The following is a 22,686-nucleotide window of genomic DNA, read 5'->3' as shown; positions in this document are numbered from 1 at the left end:
AAATTCCGCAAAAAAACAAGCTTTTTTAGCTTGTTTTGGTGTAAGCAACTAAATTTGGGTTAGGATTGTACTTACGTCCTTCTTTTGCTTGCATTTTTCCATTTAAAATAACTGCATCAGCTGAGAAAGAATTGTTAATTTTAAAGATACTTTGACCTACTCCATAATAATCTACAGGAACATTTAATTGCTCAAAGAGTTTTATTTTTTCTTCGTCAAATCCACTAGATACAACAATTTTATATTTTGTAGCCCCGGCTTGATCAAGAGCTTTTCGTAGTCGAATAATTTGCTCAGGGTTAACTCCATATTGGGGTTCTTCATTATCAAACATATGATCAACCATGTTTTTTGATGTATCAATTCGAACTCCTCAAACTTTATCACCCAATGCTTCTCAAACTTTTAGCGAATCACTAATAACATCGTTATTATAATCAACTAGAGCAATTAATTTAGACTTTGGAAAAATCTTGTGATAAGCTTTTGTAGCTTTAACTACATCTCCTTCAAAACCTTGAATAAGGACATGTGGCATTGAACCAAAAACTTCTTCATCATCTTGTAAATCTGAAGTATTTTTTTGAGCTAAAGTTGAAACTAACTTAGCTCCCCCAATAGCAACAGCATGTCCATCAATTTCTTGATTTATATAATGATCAGCTCGATCACCCATGAAAATAATTTCTTTGCCATTGGCAGCTTTTTTGCAATGATGCATATTAGTTGCTATTGAAGTATTCCGAGATAAAACACCATCAATTAAACCTTCTCAAATTCCAAATTCATGATAAGGACCAATAAGCTCTAAAACTACATCTAATGAGTTAATATGACTGCCTTCAGGAAGGTATTTGATGGTATATTTACTTGTATTTGTTAGTTCTTCAAGCAAAGATAAAACTTCATTTATTCCAGCTAGGATTGCATCATCTTTTCGTTGAAAAAATTGCATTGTAATAATGTTATTTGGACGTTCTTGTTGCAAAATCTCTTTAGTTTTATGAAAGTAACTTGCAATGTATTTTTCTTTTTTAACCATGAAAACTCCTTAGAGTTTCCGACTATTTTTGTTTCTTTATTCAGACTATACTGTCGGTTTAGGAATTTCACCTAATCGTTCTTTTAAAAAGTACGAAGACTATCACTTCCGGTTTAGATTTTCACTAAGTCAGAAAACTTTACCCATATTATAAACTTTTTAGCAAAAGCAAAGCTAATTTTTACCCTAAAGCTTAAAAATTCAGGATATTTTAACATTAAATTGATTTAATACTTAAATAAGTGCTAAAATTTAATTAAATAATTTTAATTAAACTTAAAGGATGGAAAATGATGATTAAAACACTCAATGATATTTCAGTATCAGGTAAAAAAGTAATTGTAAGGGTGGATTTAAATGTTCCTGTTAAAGATGGAGTAATTACTTCAGTAAAAAGAATTGCAGCAGTAGTTCCAACTATCAAGAAACTTGTTGCTGATAATGCAAAAGTTATTTTACTCTCACACTTAGGAAGAGTTAAATCAGTTGAAGATTTACCAAAACGTGATTTAACACCTGTTGCTGTTGAGCTTGCAAATCAACTTAATCAAACTGTAACTTTTGTAAATGCAACTAGAGGAGAAATGGTTGAAAAAGCTATTGATGAAATGCAATTTGGAGAAGTAATTTTACTTCAAAACACTCGTTATGAAGATTTAAATGATAAAGCCGAAAGCAAAAACTCGCCTGAACTTGGAAAATATTGAGCCTCTCTTGCTGATGTTTATGTTAATGATGCCTTTGGTACATCACATCGTGCACATGCTTCAAATGTAGGAATTAGTACTTATATTAAAGAATCAGCAATTGGATATTTAGTTGAAAAAGAAACTGAGGCACTCCACAAAGCAATGGATAATCCAGAACGTCCATATGTAGCTATTGTAGGTGGAGCAAAAGTTTCAGATAAAATTCAAGTTTTAGAAAACCTTGCAAAAGTAGCAGATAAAATGATTGTTGCTGGTGGAATGGCTTACACCTTTAAAAAAGCTCAAGGGTATAATGTTGGAACTTCACTTGTGGAAGATGATTACTTAGAACTTGCTAAAAATTTCTTACAAAAATATGGAGATAAAGTTGTACTTCCCGAAGATCATTTATGTGCAACAGAATTTGCAGATGTAGAACCAGTAGTTCAAGGTTATGGTGTTGAAGATGGATTTATGGGTCTAGATATTGGTCCTAAGTCAGTGGAATTGTTCAAAGAGACAATCCAAGGAGCTAAAACTGTAGTATGAAATGGACCTGTTGGAGTTACTGAATTTGAAAATTACAAAAATGGTACCTTAGAAGTTTGCAAAATGATCGCTTCTCTTGAAGGAGTTTACTCAGTTGTTGGCGGAGGAGATTCAGTAGCAGCAGTCCAAAAATTAGGAATGGAAGATAAATTTTCACATGTATCAACAGGCGGAGGAGCTATCTTAGAAATGCTCCAAGGACGTAAACTTCCAGGAATTGAAGCAATTCAAAGAAAAAACTAAAATTTTAGTTGATAAAATCCAAATCGAATTGATTTGGATTTTATTTATCTAAATTCTTGCTTTAGTGCTATTATTTAAATTATGAAAAATATTATTGACGTAAAAATTGAAATTCAAAAAAATTCACGAATTAAATATGAATACAATCGTAAAACTCAAGAAATTGAAGTTGATCGAATTTTAAGAGGAGATTTTGTTTATCCAGCTAATTACGGTTTTATTCCAAATGCACTTGATTGAGATGGAGATGAACTTGATGTTCTTGTATATTCTGATGAGCAATTTGCAGTTGGTTCAAAACTAAAAGTTAGAATTATCGGAGCAATGAAGATGATTGACGATGGAGAAACTGACACTAAATTAATTGGTGTGCACGCTGATGATTATTGTTTAGATCACATCCAAGAACTTAAGGATTTACCGTTACCATTTTTAGATACTGTTAAAACCTTTTTTAGCACTTATAAAAATTGAAAACGTCCTGGAATTACTAGTGTTGAAGGATTCGAAAATACTCAATGAGCTCTTGCAGAATATCAAGAATGTGTTCAATTAATGCAAGAATATGGCTCAATGGACAAAAAAGAATTTATTAAATTAATGCAACAAAAACATCCTGAAAAATACACTAAATAATTTTAAAAAATCAATAAAAATAGAGAAATTTTTAGTTTCTCTATTTTTATTTTTTCTAAAAAAGCAAAATAAAAAAATGGCGGAACAGAGAGGATTTGAACCTCCGCGGGAGTTGCCTCCCCTACAGTCTTAGCAGGACCGCCTCTTCAGCCTCTTGAGTACTGTTCCACATCTTTGTTAGCTTTTAAATTATATATTAAAAAGATTTTATTTAAAGAATAAAATTTAAGAAATATCATATATCCGCAAAAAGACAAATATAAAGAAACAATATCTTTAATTAAAAATCCTAAATATTTTTCTAAATAATTATATATAAATATATAATTACCATATGAAAACAAAAAAATATAAGTTATTAAAAAATTTGTTTATTTTAGCAACACCTGTTACTATTTTTGCAACCTCAGTGTCATGTTCTAATTCAGGAACTAAAAAACAAGATCCACAAAATGGTTCTCAAACAAATGGACAACAAACTGATCCAGGAAATTCCGGTCAACAAGGAAATACAGGTAATGTAGGAGCTGGAGAAGGTGAAGGATCAGCAAATGCAGAAGGACAAAACCAAGGACAAAACCCTCAAACCGCCAACTCAGGATCAGGAACTACAACAGGAACTACAACAGGAACTCCTTCTTTATCTGCTTCATCTCAACAACTTAAAGCCGAAATTCAAGAAATTTCGCTTTATAATGATCAATTTGGAAAAGAAGTTTATGAACAATACTTTAAAGATTTAAAAAACCGTAAAGATTCATTTGTTAATCCAAAATATAGTAAAGAACAGTTTGAAAAAGATACCGAACGTTTGGCAAAATATTATTCTCAAGTTTTAGAATTATCTGAAATTTTAAAAACTAAAGGTGATTCAGAAGTTAATAAATATGTAGATTCTATAAAATCACAAAGCGATTCAATTTTTAAAGTTGAAAACGGAGTTACATCGGTTAATGTTTTAGAAGTAAATTCCTTGTTAAGTAAATTAAATACTGAAAATGCTAAAACCGTTAGAGGAAAACCTAATAGTATTCCAGGATTTATAAGCATTGGATTTGGATTTGGTGGCAGAAGTTCAGAATTTAATAACGTAGCAAAAGAACAAACTGATGCCGATAAAGCTAAATTAAATAAATAAGTAATCGCAAAAAAGAACAATATGAAAATATTGTTCTTTTTTAGTCTTTATTTATTAAAAATACTTATTGTATCTTTAAATGTGAATATTCCTTATTTTCTTCATATATCTCAGGATTATATTTAAATAAATAATTTAAAGCAATTTTCTTTAAAATAATCGAATTTACAATAATTTCAGGACGAATTGAACTAGGGGCATCAACAGGTAAAAAGTTTTGAGCATAACTTAATTCTTTTCGGAATTCTTCTTCACTAATATCAATTCTTAATTTCATTCTAAAAACCATTTGTCAAAAGAAGTTATATATAGTAGCAACCACATAATCTTGCGGATTTCCATGATAATCAGGTCCAAAATTTAAATGAGCAAGATCGCTTTGAATTAAATCTTCTGGAATATCGATGAGTTTATTACTTTGAATAACTTGATTGACAATGCTATTTCCATATTTAAAAAGAGCATCATTAAAAATTTGGGTTCGAGTTGTTTTGTAAATATCATCTTTTACATCTTGGAGATTTTTAAAGTTTTTACCTAAAATATCTTTAGCATTTTCATCAGTAATAGGTTGATTTTTAAAAAGCATTGCACTTTCAATTTCAAAAATTAAAGGTTGACCTAATTTATCGCTTTCAAAAACCTCTCCAACTTTTTTATTCATTACTAAGTTTTCTAAGGGTTTATTTTCGTGATTTGAAGCATAAATTGTGTGCATACGTGCATTTTGTCTTTCTTTATCACTTACTTTAACTGTAACTAAAAAACCCTCTTGGATAGTTTGTTCTCCTGATAAATTAATTCTAAAAGCATAATCTTTAATAAAGTCTTCAATGAAAGTTTGAATTTGTTCTTCGTAATTTTCTTGCATTTGAAAATTTTCTTGTGGTTGAAAATGAGCATTAAAATTATCTAATTCATCAAAGTAGTAAATTTTAAATTCCCCTTCAAGTTTTTCGGGAGTTCTTTTACTAATTATTTCAATTGGTCGAAAATAAATAATGTTTTTTGAATTAGCTAAATATGAATTCCAAATTTTTTGTAATTCAGGCAAAATGAACATTTTATATGCATAATCTAAGATTTTTTCTTGAGTAATTTTGATAGTCGAATCTTCTTGAGCTTGTTTTTGCAGTGTTTTTAGGGCATCGCTTTGGTAATTAACTCAAGTTACAACATCGATTTTAATAGGGTGTGTTAAAAATTTCATTAGTCCTCTCTTCTTTACTTTAAATTTTACTAATATAATTAGCAATTTAGTGACAAAATTTCAATTTTCAAAACAAAAGATGCTCAATTTAGCATCTTTTAAACAATAATTAAACAATTTTAAGGACCACTTCTTTGGATTGGTGTTTTCCGTGTAAATTGTCCCTTTCTATGTGTATAATCTCAATGTTTTCGTTAGCTTTGGTATGGAGACCATGTTTTTGTCCTCTGCGATAATTTTTAATTAAACCATTTAGATCATCAAGGGTGTTTGCTTGAGCAACTACTTCCCCATTTGAAACTAATTTAGCTTTGTATTTGTACATATTTTAACCTCCGAAAAAATGAATTATATCTACAATAAAATTATAATAAATTATTACTTTAATTACTGAAAATGGAAAAATTACCATATTTTGTTTTTTAAAAAGTAATTTAAAATGAGTTCTTAAAGTAATTCAATATTATTTTTTTTGCAGTATTTTTGTGTTTGTTCATCTCAAGTTGAAACTTGAACTTCTCCGATGTGTTTTTTCTCAAGCAATAACATCGATAAACGGCTTTGACCAATTCCTCCACCAATTGTAAATGGAAGAGTTTCATTTAAAATATTTTGGTGATATTCACCCATTTTTGAATCATCAACATTTAAATAATCTTTTTGTTTTTGTAATGCATTTGCATTAACTCTAATTCCCATTGATGAAACTTCTAGCGCTGCATCATTAACTTTATCATAGAAAATTAAATCACCATTTAAGTTTCAATCATCATAATCAAAAGCACGTTTTGAATGCTCTTTTCCATCAGGGAGTTTATATCCTACACCAATAACAAAAAAGGCTTTATATTTACGTGCAAATTCGTTTTCACGCTTTTCAGCAGGAAGTTCTGGATATAGGTCATATAGTTCTTGGGAAGTGATGAAAGTTAATTCTTCAGGGAAATCGTAAACTAGATTTGGAAAATCTAAAATTAACTCTCTTTTTACAAATTTAATTGATTCATAAATTTTTAAAACAGTTTGTTTTAAAAAATCTAAATTACGATCACTTTGATCAATAATCATTTCTCAATCTCATTGATCAACATAGTATGAATGTTTATAATCTAATTCTTCTTCACGACGAATGGCATTCATATCTGCATAAATACCCTCATATTTTGCAAAATGATATTTTTGTAGTGCAGTTCTTTTCCATTTTGCCAATGAGTGAACAATTTCGTGTTGATTGTTAATTGATTTTGGGAAAAAAGTTACTGGAGTTTCTCCGTTTAACCCATCATTAATTTTTGAATTACTTTCAACAAATAATGGTGCACTAACACGTGTTAAATTTAATCTTTTGTGTAGTTGCTTGGTAAAGTCAAATTTTAAATCTTGAATAGCTTGTTGAGTTTGTTTGATGTTTAATTTTGATTTATACATTTATGTCCTTTATTTTAAAATATTATTTAATTGCTCTTCTGTTAAAATTTTAACATTTAAATCTTGAGCTTTTTGTAATTTACTTCCAGCATTTTCTCCAGCAAGTAAATAAGTTGTTTGTGAGCTTACTGATGAGGCAACTTTTGCTCCATTAGAGATTAAAAGATTTTTGTAATGATCTCGAGATTTTGATAATGTTCCAGTAATTACAAAAGTAAATCCTTGGAGTTTAGTTCCTTTAGTAATTTTTTGATAATTAAATAAATTATCTAAAGTTTTTAGTAAAACTTGATTTTCTGCTTGGTTAATAAAAATTTTTAAATTATCAACAATAACATTTCCAATTGTATTAATTAAGGTTAACTCTTCTAAGTCCATGGCAATTAAATCAGATAATTGTTCAATTTTCTCAGCTATTAACTCAGCTACCTGAGCTCCAATTGTTTTAATACCAATGGCAAATAACGCTTTAGCAACAGTGGTATTTTTAGCTTTTTCAATGCTAGCAATAATCTTTAAAACTTTCTTTTTTCCAATTTTTGGAAGAGCTTCTAATTGTTCTTTTTGATTGTGCAATTGAAAAATATCTAAAATATTTTTTAAAAGATTTTCTTTGTAAAATAAACGAATATTTTCCTCACCTAAATCCATAATATTAAGTGCATCTCTTGAAGCAAAATGAACAATTGAACGAATAATTTTCTCATTACATTTGCTGTTTTCACACATTTGATCGACTAATTCTTCAGTTTCAACTAGTTCACTATCACATGATGGACATTTTAAAATTTTCGGAAATACTTCGGGAGTATTTTTTTGAACTAACGCTATAACTTTTGGAATTATTTCACCAGATTTAATGACCTTGACTAAATCACCAATGTTTAAATTCATATTGTGAATGTATTCATAATTGTGCAATGTTGCTGATTGAACTGTCGTTTGATTTAATTGAACTGGAGCTAATTTTGCTAAGTAAGTAATTTTGCCAGTACGTCCAACTTCAGCGCTAATATCTAAAATCTTAGTAATTGCTTCTTCAGTTTCATATTTAAAGGCAATTGCATATTTTGGAAATTTAGAAGTAAATCCTAAGGGTTCTCAAAATTTCATTTGGTTAACTTTAATGACAAACCCATCACAATCATAAGGTAAATTAGGTTTAATATTTTTAAATTCTTGAATTTTTTGAATGACTTCTTCAATATTTTTTACGTTCTTGATGTACTCATTAATAACAAATCCATGCTTTTTTAAAAACATTAATGCATCTATTTGTGTGTTAATGTTGTGCAATTCTGGGGAAACAATTTCATAAACAAAATAATCTAAATTTCGCTCTTTGACAATTGTTAAATCTAATTGTCTTAATGTTCCGCTAGCTGCATTTCGAGGATTGGCAAATAATTTTGGTTCACTTTTTTGATACTCAAAAGATAAAATATTTTTTTCTTTAAAAAAAGCTTGAACTTTTTGAGTGTATTCATTTAATAATTTTTGGTTATTTAATGAACTAGTTTTTAGTTGCTCTCCTTCCAAGAGCAAATCCTTAAATTCTTGCAAATGATCAATAAATAAAGAATTTTCCAAATGGTTATTGACAATGTTTTTTAAATTTTTTAGTGCATCAATAAACTCAGTTTCATTAATAATTTTTTCATTAGCTTTGTTGTAATTTTGCTTACTTAAATACACTTCCCCACGAATTTCAAGATCATTTAAATAATCAATTTGCAAAGGAATGTTTTTAATTTGTTTAATGTTTTCAGTTACAATTTCCCCAGTAACTCCATCTCCACGAGTTACAGCTCGAATTAACTCACCATTGCTATAGTGAAGCGAAATAGATAATCCATCAATTTTAGGTTCTAAGCTATAAGTTTGTTCATTTAAACTAACTTTATTAATATCAGTGTCAAATTTAACAATATCTTCAATTGAGTAAGCTTTATTTAATGAAAGCATCACTTTTTGATGAGTAAATTTAACAAATTTATTTGACGTAGTTGCCCCAATTTTTTGAGTTGGAGAGTTTTTACGCACAAATTCAGGGTATTGTGTTTCTAACGCAAGCAATTCTTGATATGCTTGATCATATTGTTCATCAGAAACACTTGGAAAATCTAAATCATAATATTCGTAATTTCAAAAATTAATTTGCTCAACTAAGCTATTAATTTTTTTCTTAATAAAGTTTGCTTGCTCTTTAGTTGATGTTTTCATTATTTAATTATAATATTACTTATACTTAAAGTAGCAATTTTTTGGTAAAATTAATAAACAATAAAAGGAGCAAAAATGGCATTAAAAGCAGGGATTGTAGGTCTTCCTAATGTAGGTAAAAGCACTTTATTTAGTGCAATTACTAAAAAGCAAGTAGAATCTTCTAATTATGCTTTTACTACCATTGAACCAAATATTTCAACTGTAGCTCTTAAAGATGAGCGTCTTGATAAAATTGCTCAAATTGTTAATCCTAATAAAATTATTCATGCTACTTTTGATTTTGTTGATATTGCTGGGCTTGTCAAAGGAGCTTCAAAAGGTGAAGGACTTGGAAATAAATTTTTAGCAAATATTCGAGAAGTAGATGCAATTATTCACGTTATTAGATGCTTTGAGAATAAAGATATTGTTCATGTTGCTGATTTTGTAGATCCGGTTCGAGACAAAGAAATTATTAATTATGAATTAATTTTAGCTGATTTAGAAACAGTCACTAACGTATTAAATCGTGTTGCTAAAAAAGCTAAAAGTGGTGATAAGCAAGGAATTATTGAGCAAAATGCTGCTTTAAAAATAAAACAAGCTCTTGAAAGCGAAATTCCTGCACGAGATGTAAGTTTAACCGAAGAAGAACTTCATTACATAAAAGGATATCATTTATTAACTTTAAAACCAGTTATTTATGTTGCTAATTTAAGCAATGATCAAATTATCAATTATCAAGATGATTTGCTTTTTCAGAAACTAAAAAAATCCTTACAGCCTGAGGATAAATTAATTCCCATTTCAGTTCAATTAGAAAGTGAATTAATTTCTCTTGAAGATGACGAAGAAAAATTAGAATTGCTTCAAATGTATGGAATTGAGAAAAGTGGTCTTGATATTTTGACTCGAGAAGCTTTTGATTTACTTAATTTAGAAACATATTTTACTGCTGGAGTTGTGGAAGTTAGAGCTTGGGTTTATCACAAAGGGTGAGCTGCTCCAAAATGTGCTGGAGTAATTCATAGTGATTTTGAAAAAAAATTTATTAAAGCAGATGTAATTTCTTATCAAGATTTTATTGATAATAATGGTGAACAAGGAGCTCGAAACGCCGGTAAATTGCGTTCAGAAGGAAAAAATTACATTATGCAAGATGGTGATGTTTGTCACTTTAAATTTGGTAAATAATCACTTTTTTTGGGGGTTTAGTATAATGGCATTATAGCAGTCTCCAAAACTGATGATAAGGGTTCGATTCCTTTAACCCCCGCCATATAGCATGTGGTTGATACAAAAGTATCAGCTTTTTTTATACAAAAATAAATAAGATTTTACTCTTATTTATTTTTCTTTAATTAAAAAAGTATAATCAAAAGGTTCAATATATACATCTTTTTCTTTGATATTTTTAAATGAATAGTTAATTTTGAAAAGTTGTTTTTGATTTTGATTAATTTTCTTAATTAAGATATTTTTACTAAATCTAGACACTTTAATCTTTGCTTGTTCAAAATCATAATGAGAATTTTCTTTCATTATTTGTAAAGCTATTTCTAAAATCATTTGATTTGAATAAGTATTATTGATGAGATTTTGAGCCTTTGAAAGGTTAAGATTTGCTAAAAATTTTAAACAAAGAGAATTATTTAAAAATTTGCTTAAAGCAAACAGAGACTTAATTTTGCTAACAAAAAACAAAATACTATCATTAGTTGATAAAAGGTTATTTATATCAAAACAAATTTTTGTTCTTGATTTTGCAATTTTCTTCAAAGCTACTTTTTGTTTATTTAAGCTTTTAAAATCTCCATCATTTCAAAGTAAAATAAATTTTTGAGAGTTTAATTTGCTTCTATAAGCTAGTTTAAAAAAATTGTAAGAGACTAAATAGTGAATATTGCTTTTTTCTTCAAATATTTTTTCTAATATTTTATATCTACTAATATATTCGTTCTTTTTTATTTTAAGGTTACTAAGATCAAAATCCAAAATAATAAATTCATTAACATTTAATTGCTTAGATAATGATTCGACAAATAATTTAATTTTTTGGTTGGATTCATCTTTTGAATGTGGAAATTGGTTAAGATCCAACCCTAGTTTTTGTTTGTTTAAATTTTTCAAAAATTCATTTAGATAATCTAATTGATCAATTTTAGACAAGTTTAAATTTTGAATAATTCAGCTACTTAAGTTAGTTTGCTTTAAATTAATACTAAGCATAAAGTTGACTTTAGTTTTTCTTAAAGCTTTAATAAAATTAAAATAAATCATTAATTTATTTTTAAAATTTTTATCAAGAAGCTGACTTTTAGAACTGTATTTAATGATGAAATCAAAAATATCGTTTAAAACAACTTTTATTAAATAGCTTCTTTTTACAACTAAATTCAAAACTTCTTTTAAATATTGATGAATTTCTTCAGGATTTTGATTTATAAAAACATCTTTATCAATGAAAATGATATTTTGATTAGAAGAATTAGTCATTTAATTCCTTATTGGCAAAGTATTTTATTAGAAAGTTTTCAAAAATAATTTGTGCATCAGCTTGGGAAGATTTAAAAATACCATCTAGTTTTTCTAATTCGATAATTATATTTTTTATCTCTTTTTCAGTATATTTATTTAAAATTCATTTTGCTTTTTTAATCCGAAATTCGTGTACTTTTAAAAAATCTGATATTTTTTGAGTATCTCATTGTAATTTTTCTAAGTGTAGCACTCTATGAGCAAGAATGAAAATGTTCGAAATTTGTGAAACTAAATAATTAGAATCGTTTCCTTCGTATTTTTTTTGTTGATAGTTTTTTCAAATCTTACTAAAATCTTTGCTTTCAATTGAATTTGAAAAAGAATATGGATCATCTAAAATGTATTGGCCAACTGATTTGTCAATGACATCTTTAGTTATTATTTTTGTTTCAAGCATTAATTTATTAATTTCTTGAATTATTAAAGTTAAATTATCTGGTAATTTTTCAATAAGATATAGTAAATCAGTTAATAAAATTGTTCCGCCTTTAGTTTTGATGTATTTTGTCAATTCCTTAGGAAGATCTTTTTTTGAAATTTTATTGCAAACAATAACTTTTTTATTTTCTATAAAAGCTTCTAGGAGCTTAGATTGTGGTAATTTGTCTTTTTTGAAGATAAAAATCAATTCATTTATTTGTTCATTATTAATTAAGTTTAAAATTTGATTTTCGACTAATATTTCCTCATTATTTAAATTTTTAAGTAAAAATAAAGGAAAATTTTCTACAATAATTAGTTTCGGATCGCTAAAAAGAGAATTGGTTTCTAAATTGTTAAAAATATCATTTAATTCATACTTATTACTTAAAACAACAATATTTTCGTCTTTGTATTTTGATTTTATTTGCTCAATTTTTTTATCAATAAAATAGTTTTCTTCACCATAAATTAAAAGCATATAGTTATTATATTATCTAATTTCTTAAAAACTTTAATTTTCTGATTAATAATCCATAAAAAGCTAAAAAATTAGCTATTTTTATACTTCAATACAAATATAGATTGTTTATTTCAAAGACAATATAAAATGACGCAAAGACAAAAATTTGAGTGAAATAATCAAATGTTGAGTTAATGATTAAAACAAAAGGCGAAATCCAAAAACTAAAAAATAACAAAAACACACAAATTTCAATAATTGGAGTAATAATAAGGGAGATAATAAAAGAAAGTGGATAAAATTTTTGAGCAAAAATAAATACTAATAAAGCAGAAAAGAGCCAAATATTAAAATAATCAGCTATAAATTGTTTTATCGTTAAGGATTTATTGATTTTTAAATAAATAAATCCACTTAATAAAAATGAAAATCAAAATCCTAATGAATATGAGTACCAAGGATTAATTGTTAGTACACCCAAAGAAACTGCAACTAGTGCTTTTAATTTTAAATCTTGTGAAACTTGATTATGTTTAAAAGTATATATTTCTGTAAAAATTATTAAAAAAATCGCTTTAATTGATGAAACAGTCCAATTACAAAAGAAAAAATACACTAAAACAATAATTAATGGTAAAAAATTTAAAGGTTTTATTTTTTTAAAGATCGTCTTTAAAAAATACATAATTAAATTAAAATGCATTCCACTTAAAACAACTAAATGAACAATTCCTAAGAAGTTATATTGCTCAATAATTTCAGAATTTGAATATCCAAACAAAAGTGTTTTAACAATTTGATTAAATTGTTGATATTGAAAAATTTCTAAATTAAAAAACCAAGACTTAGGAGTATGTTTATAAAATTGAAGTGAAGTAATATTAAGTTGATGAAATACTCCTTGAGTCTTAAAGAAGTTATATTTGGGATTTATTTGCTCAATTTCTGAAGTAATTAGGTATTTTGCATTTAAAATTAGTGAATTTCAAGCTTGCTTTTTAAAAACTAAATAATTTCGAAAATATTGATCTTGAAAAATCAATGTTTTGGGAGAAATTTTATTTAAAATAAATATTTGCTCATTTTTTTGCACAGAAACTAAGTTAATATTTATTTTTCAGAGAATAAAAACAATTACTGCAAACAAAATTAAACATAAAATCCACTTAAAAGACTTTAAATTGTTAAATAAAATAAGCAAAGTAATAAATACAATTAATACAAAAATTGCATAATTAAATTTAATTAATAAAACAAAACTTAAAGGAGCAATTAATATTAGTAATGTAATTATTCCAGGATTAGGAAGCTTTGTAATTTCTTTAAATTTACCGGTCCAATTCCTGAAATTTTCAAAATATCATCTCACGTTGGAGTTCCTTGGTTACTTTTTTTGTAATTAAGTAATGTTTTAACAATTCGTTTGGCAATATTTAAATGTTCAAATTGTTTTTCAGAAGTAAAATCCTTTCATTTTAATGAGTAATTCTTAAAAGGGATAAAAATAGGTTCTTTAGTTGAAGCTAGTTCGTTTAAATTAAAACTTGAAATATCGCTATTGGCAAACATTTTTGCTTTAAAAAATACTTCTCGATATGTTAGCGGAGTTTGACTGTAAATAATCCCTGAATTTTCAACTGCTCCAGAAATGCTATATTTGTATTGCATGGGGTTAGATTTTTTAATTTCCTCGGTGTTATTAAACTTGTATAAATAAATTAACGTCACTGGAATAGCAACAATTGGCAACATGACAAAAAGTAACTTATTGATTTTTCATTTCATTGCATTTATGTAATAAAACTTTTACAAAAGTTTTAAAAAAAGAAATTTTTCTGTTATTTTTCTTAATTTTAAATATGGTAAAATTAATTTACATCGGCCAGCAGCTGCTTTATAAAAGTAGAGGAAAGTCCGTGCTAACACCACCTGTAATGGTGATAAAGTTCACGTTAGGTCCAATAAACCTAAGCTTAGACGACAAGTGCCACAGAGACGAGTAAAGTGAAACGAGGTAAACTCCGTGAGTTAGAAACCCAAATTATGGTAGGGGAATTTTGACTAGGAATTAAAACGATGTCAAAAAATGTTAATACATTAGATAAATTGCTGGCACTGCTAAAATGCAGTACAGAACACGGCTTATAGATGTGAGACAGTCCACTCTTTTGGATTGTTTTTTTTTTTTTTTTTTTCAAAATTTGTACAAAAAAAGAGCTTTTAAAGCTCTTTTACTCAAAATAAAGCGGAATATATACAAAGCAAAGTAAGAAATAAAAAGTATAACTATCATACAAAATATCACTATAATATCCCTTAATTACTTGTTGAATATCTAGTTTTAGTTTAGCGTTAATTTGCATAAACGAACTAATTCCAACAAAATCATAAATAACTGATTTTTCATTATCACTGGAAATTAATTTAAATGAATTAACTAAAGTTCCTTGAGTATCATTGATTCTTTTTACTAGTAATTCTTGTGCATATGGGGTAAAAATTCGGAAAATATTTTGTCGATTGTTTTGGTCTGCTTTAAGGGTAAAATTTGAGTTAAATTCACGATTTTCTAGCTCCATCCCTTTAGAGAGTTTTTTTGCTAATCAGTTTTTAGAAAAACTTCCAGCAGTTAAGCTTCAATCAAAAGTTTTATCGCCCATTTTGTGGTTATATACTTTAATTAGCCCACGGAAAACATTTCTTATTTCATCACGATCTTTGCGTTGAACAACGTATTGTCAGTGTAAAAAGTAATATTCAACTGGATATTTATTATCAATTATTCATGAAGCAATTTTATTTGATGAAACAAGCACTGGTGGCGTTTCACAATCAGGTTCTACTCTGCTTAAATCTTGCTTGGTTAAATGTGGTTTATCGTTTTGACTCAATAAGGTTTTAAAATTAGAGTCATTTGGAGTTACGTACTCAATTTCTGAGGAAATATTTTTAAAAGCTTTCTGATAAATTAAGTCTGAATTACCTAATTCGTTGGCAATTTTTCTGTTAATAATTAATTTAGCACTACGAAATTTATATAAAAAGATAAAACCAATAATAAAGAAAATTAAGGAAAGAATAAGTATTGCTAAAGCACTATATAACTTAACTTTATAATAATTATCTCTAAATGAATTAGAAACTCCATAAACAAAACTTAAAATAGCTCCTATTGCTGAAAGAGTTCCTAAAATAAATGAACCAATAAAAACAGACTTTATTTTTTTGAGTTCATCAATTTCTTTTTGTGAAAAGTATTTTTCCACTTTTTCTACAACTAAAGGATAAATATTTTGATCACATTTAGCTTTGAAAGTTTCAAAATCTAAGTATTCTTTAACAATTTTCATTTAAAAAACCTTAAATAAAAAATTAGAAGTTAAATTTAACATCTTCTCTTTTAGCTGCAGAAGCTTGATATAAAGGTTTGGTAGTAAGACCTTGAAACGAAGCCACTACTGAATTAGGTCAAGTGAAAATAACTGAATTAAATTCATTTACGTCCATATTGTAAACTCTTCTAGCAGCTGCAATTTCTCTTTCTAAGTATGCTGATTGATCCATTAAATCTTTAAATAAAGTCGATGATTTTAGATCTGGATAATTTTCTGAAACAGCAATTAAACGCCCTAAAATACTGCTATTAAGTGCTTCAATTTGACTTGCATTGGCAGTTGGATTTGAATAAATTAATGAACGCATTTGTGCAAATTCGTGAGTCATGGTTTCTTCTTGTTTTTTGTATGCAGCAACTGCATCAGCAAGTTTAGTTAAGGTATCAAAACGTTTAGTAAGTTGCACATCGATTCCAGAAGCTGAGTTGTTGATTTTATTTTGCATTCTTAAAAATTTGTTTTTAGTCACAATATAGTGAATTCCTAAGGTAAAAATCCCTAAAGTAAATACATAAACAAGAGTACCTGCAGGACCTGATTTAACTGCAATGCTTCGATTATCAGCAGCAGGATTAAATTCTTGTGTGTTGTTTGGGGTTTGGTCAAATAAGTTTCCCATATTCTAATCTCCTAAATTATTTTTTTCATAATTGTTATAAAACAATTATAAAAGATTTATTTTTAAAAAATATTTGGATTTTTATTTTTTGTTTTTATAATTATACTACACTCGAATTTTTCAATTCGTTTCTTTTTATTTTTACTTTGGGTCTTATAACATATTTTGTATAATTTTATTATTAAATTATTAATTAAAGTAAATCGAGGTCCTTTTAAAATGAAAATCAAAAAATATGCTTTTATTGCTTGAAGCTTTTTAGGTACTATTTCAGCAATTTCGCTTGCTTCTTGTAATAATGCTAATAAAAACCAAATTCCAACTCCACAACCAGCTCCACAAAAAGAACAACAACCTAGTAATGAGCAAGATCCAAAGCAATCTTTAGCTCAATTTGAAATTGTTTCATTAGATAACATTAAATCTGAAGTTGAACATTCTAAAAATAAAAATTTTAAAACAGTTCGCTTTAGAAAAAGAGATGATAATATCTTAACTGGTTCAGGAGGAGAACAAAAAGAATTAATTAAACTTAAAGATGATTTGGATCTTTCAAAAATTTCTTTTTTAGAATTTCAAGATCGTAGACATAGAAATAGAAGGTACGATTATTTAGAAGGTCTTTTAGATCTTGATAAAAAAACTATCACTATCAAATACACTTATGATGGCAAAGATCAAAGTTTTATCATTCATTATAATCAAGAATCAAAAGAACCAGAACCTCCAAAACAAAACGAAACACCAAAAAGTAGTTCAGATTTTGAAGTTGTAAACGCTTATAATATACAGTCAGAAGTACTTTTTAATTTAGGTAAAAATCGCAGTAATATTAGATTTAGAAAAGGAAGCGATAATGTTTTAACTGCTTCTGGAGGAAAGGAATTAAAACCTTTAATTAAGCTTAAAGATAATTTAGACATTTCAAAATTATCTTTTATTCATTATCAAAAAAATAACGATCCTTCAATTCAATACGACTATCTTCAAGGAGAAATTAATTCAGATAAGCAAATAATTACTATTAATTATCAATACGATGGAGAGCAAAGAACCTTTGTAATTAATTATGGACAAAAAGATTCTAAAACTCCTAAAAATAACTTAGTTAATGTAACCATTAGTGCTAAAAAACATACTTACACTTACGATTCAACCAATGATTATTACAAAGCTTTAGAAGGGCTTTCAGGACAAAATTTGTTTAATAAAATTACTCAGTTACAAACTGCAAACCATAAAACCACTTCATATGATAAACTACCAGATTTTTATAATTCTAGTGATGCTTTTAAAGATAAATATTTTGAAAAAGATAATAGCATTTTAGATATTTATTCAGAAAACCCAAGCGGAAGTGATCCGTATGTTTATCAAATCTATAAAACAAATGGAGGTTCTAAAGAAGGAGATGGGACCAATCGAGAACATCTTATTCCACAATCATGATTTAATAAACAAGAACCAATTAGAAGTGATGCTCAGTTTGTATGACCTACTGATATTAAAGTCAACGCCATTCGAGCTAACTATCCACATGCACTAGTTGCAAGCGTCTCACAAACAACTAAAAATGGCTCAAAACTAGGAAAACACTCTAATAAACAAACTGTTTTTGAACCAATAGATGCATTTAAAGGCGATGTTGCACGAGCTTATTTATACTTTGCAATTACTTATAATCAAAAAAATATTTACAATGGAGACACTAATATTTTTACCAAAAACTACCCACATATTCAAAATCAGTTTTTAAATACTTATTTATCTTGAGATCAAAGCGATCCTGTTGATCAATTTGACATTACTCGCAATAATGCAGTTGCCAAATATAATGGTTTAAGAAATCCATTTATTGATTATCCAAATTTAATTGAAAATCTATTTGGAAATAATCCCAAACCATTTGTTAATAGAGGAATTTTAGTTAGTGCTACTTAATTAAAATAATTAAATCAGTATTAAAAAGTAAGTCTTTGATATGAACTCTTTAAGTTTGGATTTTTATTGTCCAACTTTTAGCGTTCGTATCATCTTTTCTTACTTTTTTAATACTGGAATATATTCCAGATTTTTTTGTAAAAAAATAAAGATATTTTAAAGATTAATTTTTAAAGTTGTAATATTTATAAAATATAGCTCATTTTAAAAGAAAGGATTGTATGCATGAATATTCAAATAAAAGTTGAAGAATTTTTTGAGAATTAACCAAAGGCTATCGTGGCTGAGCTTTTACTAATATTATCTTAGTTATGTTAGAAACAGTTTCTAATGTAACAATGCCTTTTTTAATAGGTTATTTAATTGATGCAATTAACCGTCCACTTGATCAAATCCAACAAAATATTAATAAAGTTTATTTATATGGCGGATTGCTCATTTTATTTGCTATTTTAGGATTAAGTTTAGGTCTTATAGCAGGAGTGGCAGCATCTAAATCTGCAGCTGGACTTGGTAAAAATATTCGTTCAGCATTATTTTATAAAGCGAGCAGATTTTCATTTGAAAATATCGATAAATACAGTGTTGCTACATTAATTAATCGGATGGGAAATGATGTAACTAACATTACTAACGCTTTTAACAAGATGATTCGAATTCCGTTTCGAGCGACTTTTTTACTAGTTTTAAATTTAGTTTTTTCAATTAGTGCTAGTCCACAATTATCAGTAATGTTTTTAGTCATTTTGCCGATGTTAATTATTTTTACTAGTTTAATTTGGTGAAAAACTTATCCAGTTTTTAAAAGTATGTTTAAAGTTTATGATGATTTAAATCACAAAATCCAAGAAAATTTACAAGGAATGCGAACAATCAAATCATATGTAACTGAGAAAAAAGAAGCTAAAAGCATTTTTGAAAAGGTGGCTAAATTAACCAAAATTAATATTTATGTTGAACATGGATTAGTTTTAGGAGTCCCAGCATTTATGGTTCCAATTTTTACAGCAACACTATTTTTGGGTGGATATGGAACTCATTTAGTGTTAAATGGAAGCATTACTACCGGAACTATTGTCTCTTTTTCTTCGTATATTTGACAAACTTCAGTTGCAGTTACTATGTTTATTGGAGTTGTTGGAGAAACAGTTATTGCTGGCCCAAGTGCAAAGCGGGTATTTGAAGTTATTAAAGAAGTTCCTTCAATTTCAGAAAATTTAAACGGACTAAAACAAGTAGCTAATGGGAATGTGGAATTTAAAAATGTTTCTCTTAGATATACAAGCAATAAAGGAAATAGTTTACGGAATGTCTCTTTTAGTGTTGCTTCAGGAAAAACTTTAGGAATTGTTGGACGTACTGGAGGCGGAAAAACTTCATTAGTTTCACTAATAGGTCGCTTATATGAAGCTTCCGAAGGAGAAGTTCTTGTTGGGGGTAAAAATGTTAAAGAATACAACATTCATTCACTTCGGGATGCTGTTGCTATTGTTTTACAAAAAAATAGCCTTTTTAGCGGAACCATTCGGGATAATATGCGTTGAGGAAATCAAAATGCTACTGATGAAGAAATTTATCAAGCATTAGGACAATCAGGGATTTTAGATTATGTGATGCAACTAGAAAATAAACTTGATACTATTGTAGATCAAGGGGGAGTGAATTTCTCTGGAGGACAAAAACAACGTCTTTGTATTGCTCGTGCATTAATTAAAAATCCTAAAATCTTAATTTTAGACGATTCAACTTCAGCAGTAGACACCAAAACTGAACGTCTTATTCAAGAAGCGCTTACTCAAGAAATTAAAGATTGCACCAAAATTATTATCGCTCAGCGGATTTCTTCAGTTATTCACGCTGATGAAATTATCGTTGTAGATCAAGGAGAAATTGTTGCTCAAGGAACTCATGAGCAACTAATTAAAAATAATGAATTTTACAACTCAATTTATCAAGCACAACTAAATGCAGGAGGAATTAATGAGGATTAATTTTGATACCAAAAGCAACTCAAGATCTACTCCACATGTTAAATTAAAATTCGCTGAAAAGAAAGCATTTTTTAAAAGAGTTCTCAATTTAGTGTGAAAAGATCATAAAGCAATTATGACCTTGGTGTTTATTTTGATTTTTATTTCTAATATTGGAATGATTTTTAACCAAATCTTTTTAGGAAAAGTTTTAATTGATGGATTATTAACTGATCACAAAAATGGTGGATTAATTTCCAAAGATCAATTTGATTGAAATAAATTTTACCTAATGATGATTCTGGGTGTTTTTATGTTTAGTTTGGGAATATTATTTAACTTCCTATATCAATGAATCATTGTAAAAATTACCTTCAAAACAATGGCTAAGTTGCGGAATGATTTATATGTTCATTCACAAACTTTACCAATTAAATTCTTTGACCAAAATCAAAAAGGAGAAATTTTATCGCGTTATACTAGCGATATTGATACCTTAAGACAATTTATTTCTAAATCAATTCCAGCAACAATTAATGCTTCTGTAACACTTATTGTTTCATTTGCAATTATGTTATGACTTAGTTGAATTTTGACTTTAATTACTTTACTTTTAGTTTCAGTTATTTTATATGTGATGAAAACCTTAGGTTCTGCATCAGGAAAATATTTTAGAAAACGTCAACAATTAAATGGAAAAATTATCGGTTTTACCGAAGAGATGTTTAGTGGTTTAAAGGTAGTTAAAACCTTTAATCAAGAAGCAAAATCAGTGGAAAAATTCGAAAAACTTAACAATAAATTTTTTGAAGCAGAAAATAAAGCTAATCGAATTGCCAATTTACTTTTCCCTATTGCAATGAATTTAGGATTAATTGTTTTTGCAACTGTTTCAATAGTTGGTTCTATTATTATTTCCTTTGAAAGCAGTCGAAACTTTTTTGGTTTAAGTGTAGGAATTTTATTTTCGTTTTCACAATTTGCACGTTCTTTTGCTTTCCCAATTTCTACAGTTGCTGAACAATCAAATGTTATTGTAATGGCTTTAGCTGGTTCACAAAGAGTTTTTGACATTCTTGACCAAAAACCTGAAATTAACCAAGGAAAAGTAAAATTAGTTAAAATTTCTAAAGATGAAAATGGGAATTTTATCGAAGAAAATAAGGAAAATCTTTTTAGTATTTTTGCTTGAAAATTACCAAATAAAATTGGAAATGAACAATACCAAATTACCAAAGGAAAAATTGAATTTAAAAACGTTTCTTTTGGATATAGTGATGATCAATTAATTTTAAAAAATATTTCTTTAATAGCTTATCCTGGACAAAAAATTGCTTTAGTTGGACCTACTGGAGCAGGAAAAACAACTATTACTAATGTTTTAAATCGCTTTTATGAAATTCAAAGTGGAGATATTTATTTTGATGATATTAACCTTAGAGATATTGAAAAAAGCTCCCTTCGTGAAGCTTTGGTAATGGTATTGCAAGATACTCATTTATTTACTGAAACCATTCGTAATAACATCGCTTATGGAGCAGATATTATTCATGAAGAATTAATGTACCTTAGTGCTGATACAGCTAATATTTCTTATTATATTAGTAATTTAAAAAGCAATTATGAAACAGTTCTTTCTGACGGAGGAAATGAACTTTCTCAAGGTCAAAAACAACTCTTTTCCATTGCTCGAGCCGCTTATCATGATGCTCCAGTAGTTATTTTGGATGAAGCTACTTCAAGCATCGACACTAAAACTGAACAATTAGTCCAACAAGCAATGGATAAACTTATGTCTAATCGCACTAGTTTTGTGATTGCTCACCGACTTTCAACAATTAAAAATTCAGATTTAATTTTAGTTCTTAAAGATGGTCAAATAATCGAAAGAGGAAATCATAATGAACTTTTAACTCAAAATGGTTATTACTCAACATTATGAGCAAATTCTAAAGTGCAAGCTTAAAAAATCAAATCCATTTTTACTTATGATTGTTAAGTAAAAATGGATTTTTTTATTTAAAAGAATTTAATTCTTATCATTTAAATTTTTACATTTCTTAAACTTTAAATAAGTTTATTAAAAGATATTTTTGAAATTAAAAAATTATCATACTTTTAAATTTAATTATTTTTACAAATATGTCCGTAAAATGTGGATAAAATAGCTAAAATTAAAATAGCTTGTATAATTTAT

The 22,686-nt window shown here is 27.5% G+C and carries 18 protein-coding genes, 2 tRNA genes, 1 other RNA gene and 1 riboswitch; of the genes, 9 read left to right on the top strand and 12 right to left on the bottom strand.

The window, feature by feature from the left end:
• Positions 1–25: 25 nt before the first annotated feature.
• Positions 26–1,042: a nicotinate phosphoribosyltransferase gene (locus tag EXC58_RS03525; RefSeq protein ID WP_129725656.1), complete on the bottom strand. Its 1,017-nt coding sequence runs from the start codon at positions 1,040–1,042 to the stop codon at positions 26–28.
• A 25-nt stretch (positions 1,043–1,067) separates the two neighbouring features.
• Positions 1,068–1,185: riboswitch (FMN riboswitch) on the bottom strand.
• A 150-nt stretch (positions 1,186–1,335) separates the two neighbouring features.
• Here EXC58_RS03525 and EXC58_RS03520 point away from each other — a divergent pair.
• Together EXC58_RS03520 and EXC58_RS03515 are read left to right on the top strand one after the other, a co-directional pair.
• Positions 1,336–2,523, top strand: a complete 1,188-nt coding sequence (locus EXC58_RS03520; RefSeq protein ID WP_129725962.1) for a phosphoglycerate kinase — start codon at positions 1,336–1,338, stop codon at positions 2,521–2,523.
• An 81-nt stretch (positions 2,524–2,604) separates the two neighbouring features.
• Positions 2,605–3,159 carry an inorganic diphosphatase gene (locus tag EXC58_RS03515; protein ID WP_129725655.1) on the top strand — a complete coding sequence of 185 codons (555 nt, stop codon included), beginning with the start codon at positions 2,605–2,607 and terminating at the stop codon, positions 3,157–3,159.
• 77 nt (positions 3,160–3,236) lie between these two features.
• On the opposite strand, the gene EXC58_RS03510 is transcribed toward EXC58_RS03515, so the two are convergent.
• Positions 3,237–3,327, bottom strand: a tRNA-Ser gene (locus EXC58_RS03510).
• Positions 3,328–3,493: 166 nt separating this feature from the next.
• Here EXC58_RS03510 and EXC58_RS03505 point away from each other — a divergent pair.
• Complete coding sequence (locus EXC58_RS03505) at positions 3,494–4,297, top strand: hypothetical protein (RefSeq protein WP_129725654.1); 804 nt, start codon at positions 3,494–3,496, stop codon at positions 4,295–4,297.
• A gap of 64 nt (positions 4,298–4,361) precedes the next feature.
• On the opposite strand, the gene EXC58_RS03500 is transcribed toward EXC58_RS03505, so the two are convergent.
• From EXC58_RS03500 to ligA, 4 genes are all read right to left on the bottom strand, one after another.
• Positions 4,362–5,507, bottom strand: coding sequence for a trigger factor-related chaperone (locus tag EXC58_RS03500; RefSeq protein ID WP_129725653.1), 1,146 nt, complete (start codon positions 5,505–5,507; stop codon positions 4,362–4,364).
• 109 nt (positions 5,508–5,616) lie between these two features.
• The gene (locus EXC58_RS03495) at positions 5,617–5,832 is read right to left on the bottom strand and encodes an MAG6790 family protein (protein ID WP_129725652.1); all 216 of its coding nucleotides are present in this window, start codon (positions 5,830–5,832) and stop codon (positions 5,617–5,619) included.
• Between the two features lie 122 nt (positions 5,833–5,954).
• Positions 5,955–6,935: an aspartate--ammonia ligase gene (gene asnA, locus EXC58_RS03490; RefSeq protein ID WP_129725651.1), complete on the bottom strand. Its 981-nt coding sequence runs from the start codon at positions 6,933–6,935 to the stop codon at positions 5,955–5,957.
• A gap of 9 nt (positions 6,936–6,944) precedes the next feature.
• On the bottom strand, positions 6,945–9,158 hold the full coding sequence (ligA, locus tag EXC58_RS03485) for an NAD-dependent DNA ligase LigA (protein WP_129725650.1): 2,214 nt from the start codon (positions 9,156–9,158) through the stop codon (positions 6,945–6,947).
• Between the two features lie 75 nt (positions 9,159–9,233).
• Here ligA and ychF point away from each other — a divergent pair, with 75 nt between their 5' ends.
• Positions 9,234–10,334 carry a redox-regulated ATPase YchF gene (gene ychF / locus EXC58_RS03480; protein ID WP_129725649.1) on the top strand — a complete coding sequence of 367 codons (1,101 nt, stop codon included), beginning with the start codon at positions 9,234–9,236 and terminating at the stop codon, positions 10,332–10,334.
• An 11-nt stretch (positions 10,335–10,345) separates the two neighbouring features.
• Positions 10,346–10,419 (top strand) — tRNA-Trp (locus EXC58_RS03475).
• Positions 10,420–10,487: 68 nt separating this feature from the next.
• Here the strand turns inward: EXC58_RS03475 and EXC58_RS03470 are convergent.
• The 4 genes from EXC58_RS03470 to EXC58_RS03455 form a co-directional block, all read right to left on the bottom strand.
• The gene (locus EXC58_RS03470; protein WP_129725648.1) at positions 10,488–11,636 is read right to left on the bottom strand and encodes a hypothetical protein; all 1,149 of its coding nucleotides are present in this window, start codon (positions 11,634–11,636) and stop codon (positions 10,488–10,490) included.
• A complete protein-coding gene (gene holA / locus EXC58_RS03465; RefSeq protein ID WP_129725647.1) occupies positions 11,629–12,582 on the bottom strand; it encodes a DNA polymerase III subunit delta in 954 nt (317 codons plus the stop codon). The genes EXC58_RS03470 and holA overlap by 8 nt, the downstream gene beginning before the upstream one ends.
• A 16-nt stretch (positions 12,583–12,598) precedes the next feature.
• Entirely contained in the window at positions 12,599–13,711 is a 1,113-nt protein-coding gene (locus EXC58_RS03460; RefSeq protein ID WP_165177556.1) for a ComEC/Rec2 family competence protein, read from the bottom strand.
• A gap of 143 nt (positions 13,712–13,854) precedes the next feature.
• The gene (locus tag EXC58_RS03455) at positions 13,855–14,349 is read right to left on the bottom strand and encodes an MAG0490 family ComEA-like DNA-binding protein (protein ID WP_129725645.1); all 495 of its coding nucleotides are present in this window, start codon (positions 14,347–14,349) and stop codon (positions 13,855–13,857) included.
• A gap of 89 nt (positions 14,350–14,438) precedes the next feature.
• Here EXC58_RS03455 and rnpB point away from each other — a divergent pair.
• Positions 14,439–14,714: RNase P RNA component class B (gene rnpB / locus EXC58_RS03450), an RNA gene on the top strand.
• Between the two features lie 81 nt (positions 14,715–14,795).
• Here the strand turns inward: rnpB and EXC58_RS03445 are convergent.
• Together EXC58_RS03445 and EXC58_RS03440 are read right to left on the bottom strand one after the other, a co-directional pair.
• Positions 14,796–15,914 (bottom strand): hypothetical protein, encoded by a 1,119-nt coding sequence (locus EXC58_RS03445; RefSeq protein WP_129725644.1) that lies wholly within the window; start codon positions 15,912–15,914, stop codon positions 14,796–14,798.
• Positions 15,915–15,936: 22 nt separating this feature from the next.
• Positions 15,937–16,578 (bottom strand): LemA family protein, encoded by a 642-nt coding sequence (locus EXC58_RS03440; protein ID WP_129725643.1) that lies wholly within the window; start codon positions 16,576–16,578, stop codon positions 15,937–15,939.
• 219 nt (positions 16,579–16,797) lie between these two features.
• On the opposite strand from EXC58_RS03440, the gene EXC58_RS03435 reads away from it, so the two are divergent.
• From EXC58_RS03435 to EXC58_RS03425, 3 genes are all read left to right on the top strand, one after another.
• On the top strand, positions 16,798–18,519 hold the full coding sequence (locus EXC58_RS03435) for an endonuclease (RefSeq protein ID WP_129725642.1): 1,722 nt from the start codon (positions 16,798–16,800) through the stop codon (positions 18,517–18,519).
• Between the two features lie 221 nt (positions 18,520–18,740).
• Positions 18,741–20,510, top strand: a complete 1,770-nt coding sequence (locus EXC58_RS03430; RefSeq protein WP_129725641.1) for an ABC transporter ATP-binding protein — start codon at positions 18,741–18,743, stop codon at positions 20,508–20,510.
• On the top strand, positions 20,500–22,455 hold the full coding sequence (locus EXC58_RS03425) for an ABC transporter ATP-binding protein (protein ID WP_165177550.1): 1,956 nt from the start codon (positions 20,500–20,502) through the stop codon (positions 22,453–22,455). The genes EXC58_RS03430 and EXC58_RS03425 overlap by 11 nt, the downstream gene beginning before the upstream one ends.
• Positions 22,456–22,686 lie beyond the last annotated feature (231 nt).

Origin of the sequence: Mycoplasmopsis citelli, from assembly GCF_900660645.1 — a bacterium.
In the GTDB taxonomy this organism is placed as follows: Bacteria; Bacillota_I; Bacilli_A; order Mycoplasmatales; family Metamycoplasmataceae; genus Mycoplasmopsis; species Mycoplasmopsis citelli.
The sequence above is the reverse complement of the archived record's forward strand: the minus strand, read 5'-3'. Positions and strand labels throughout refer to the sequence as shown.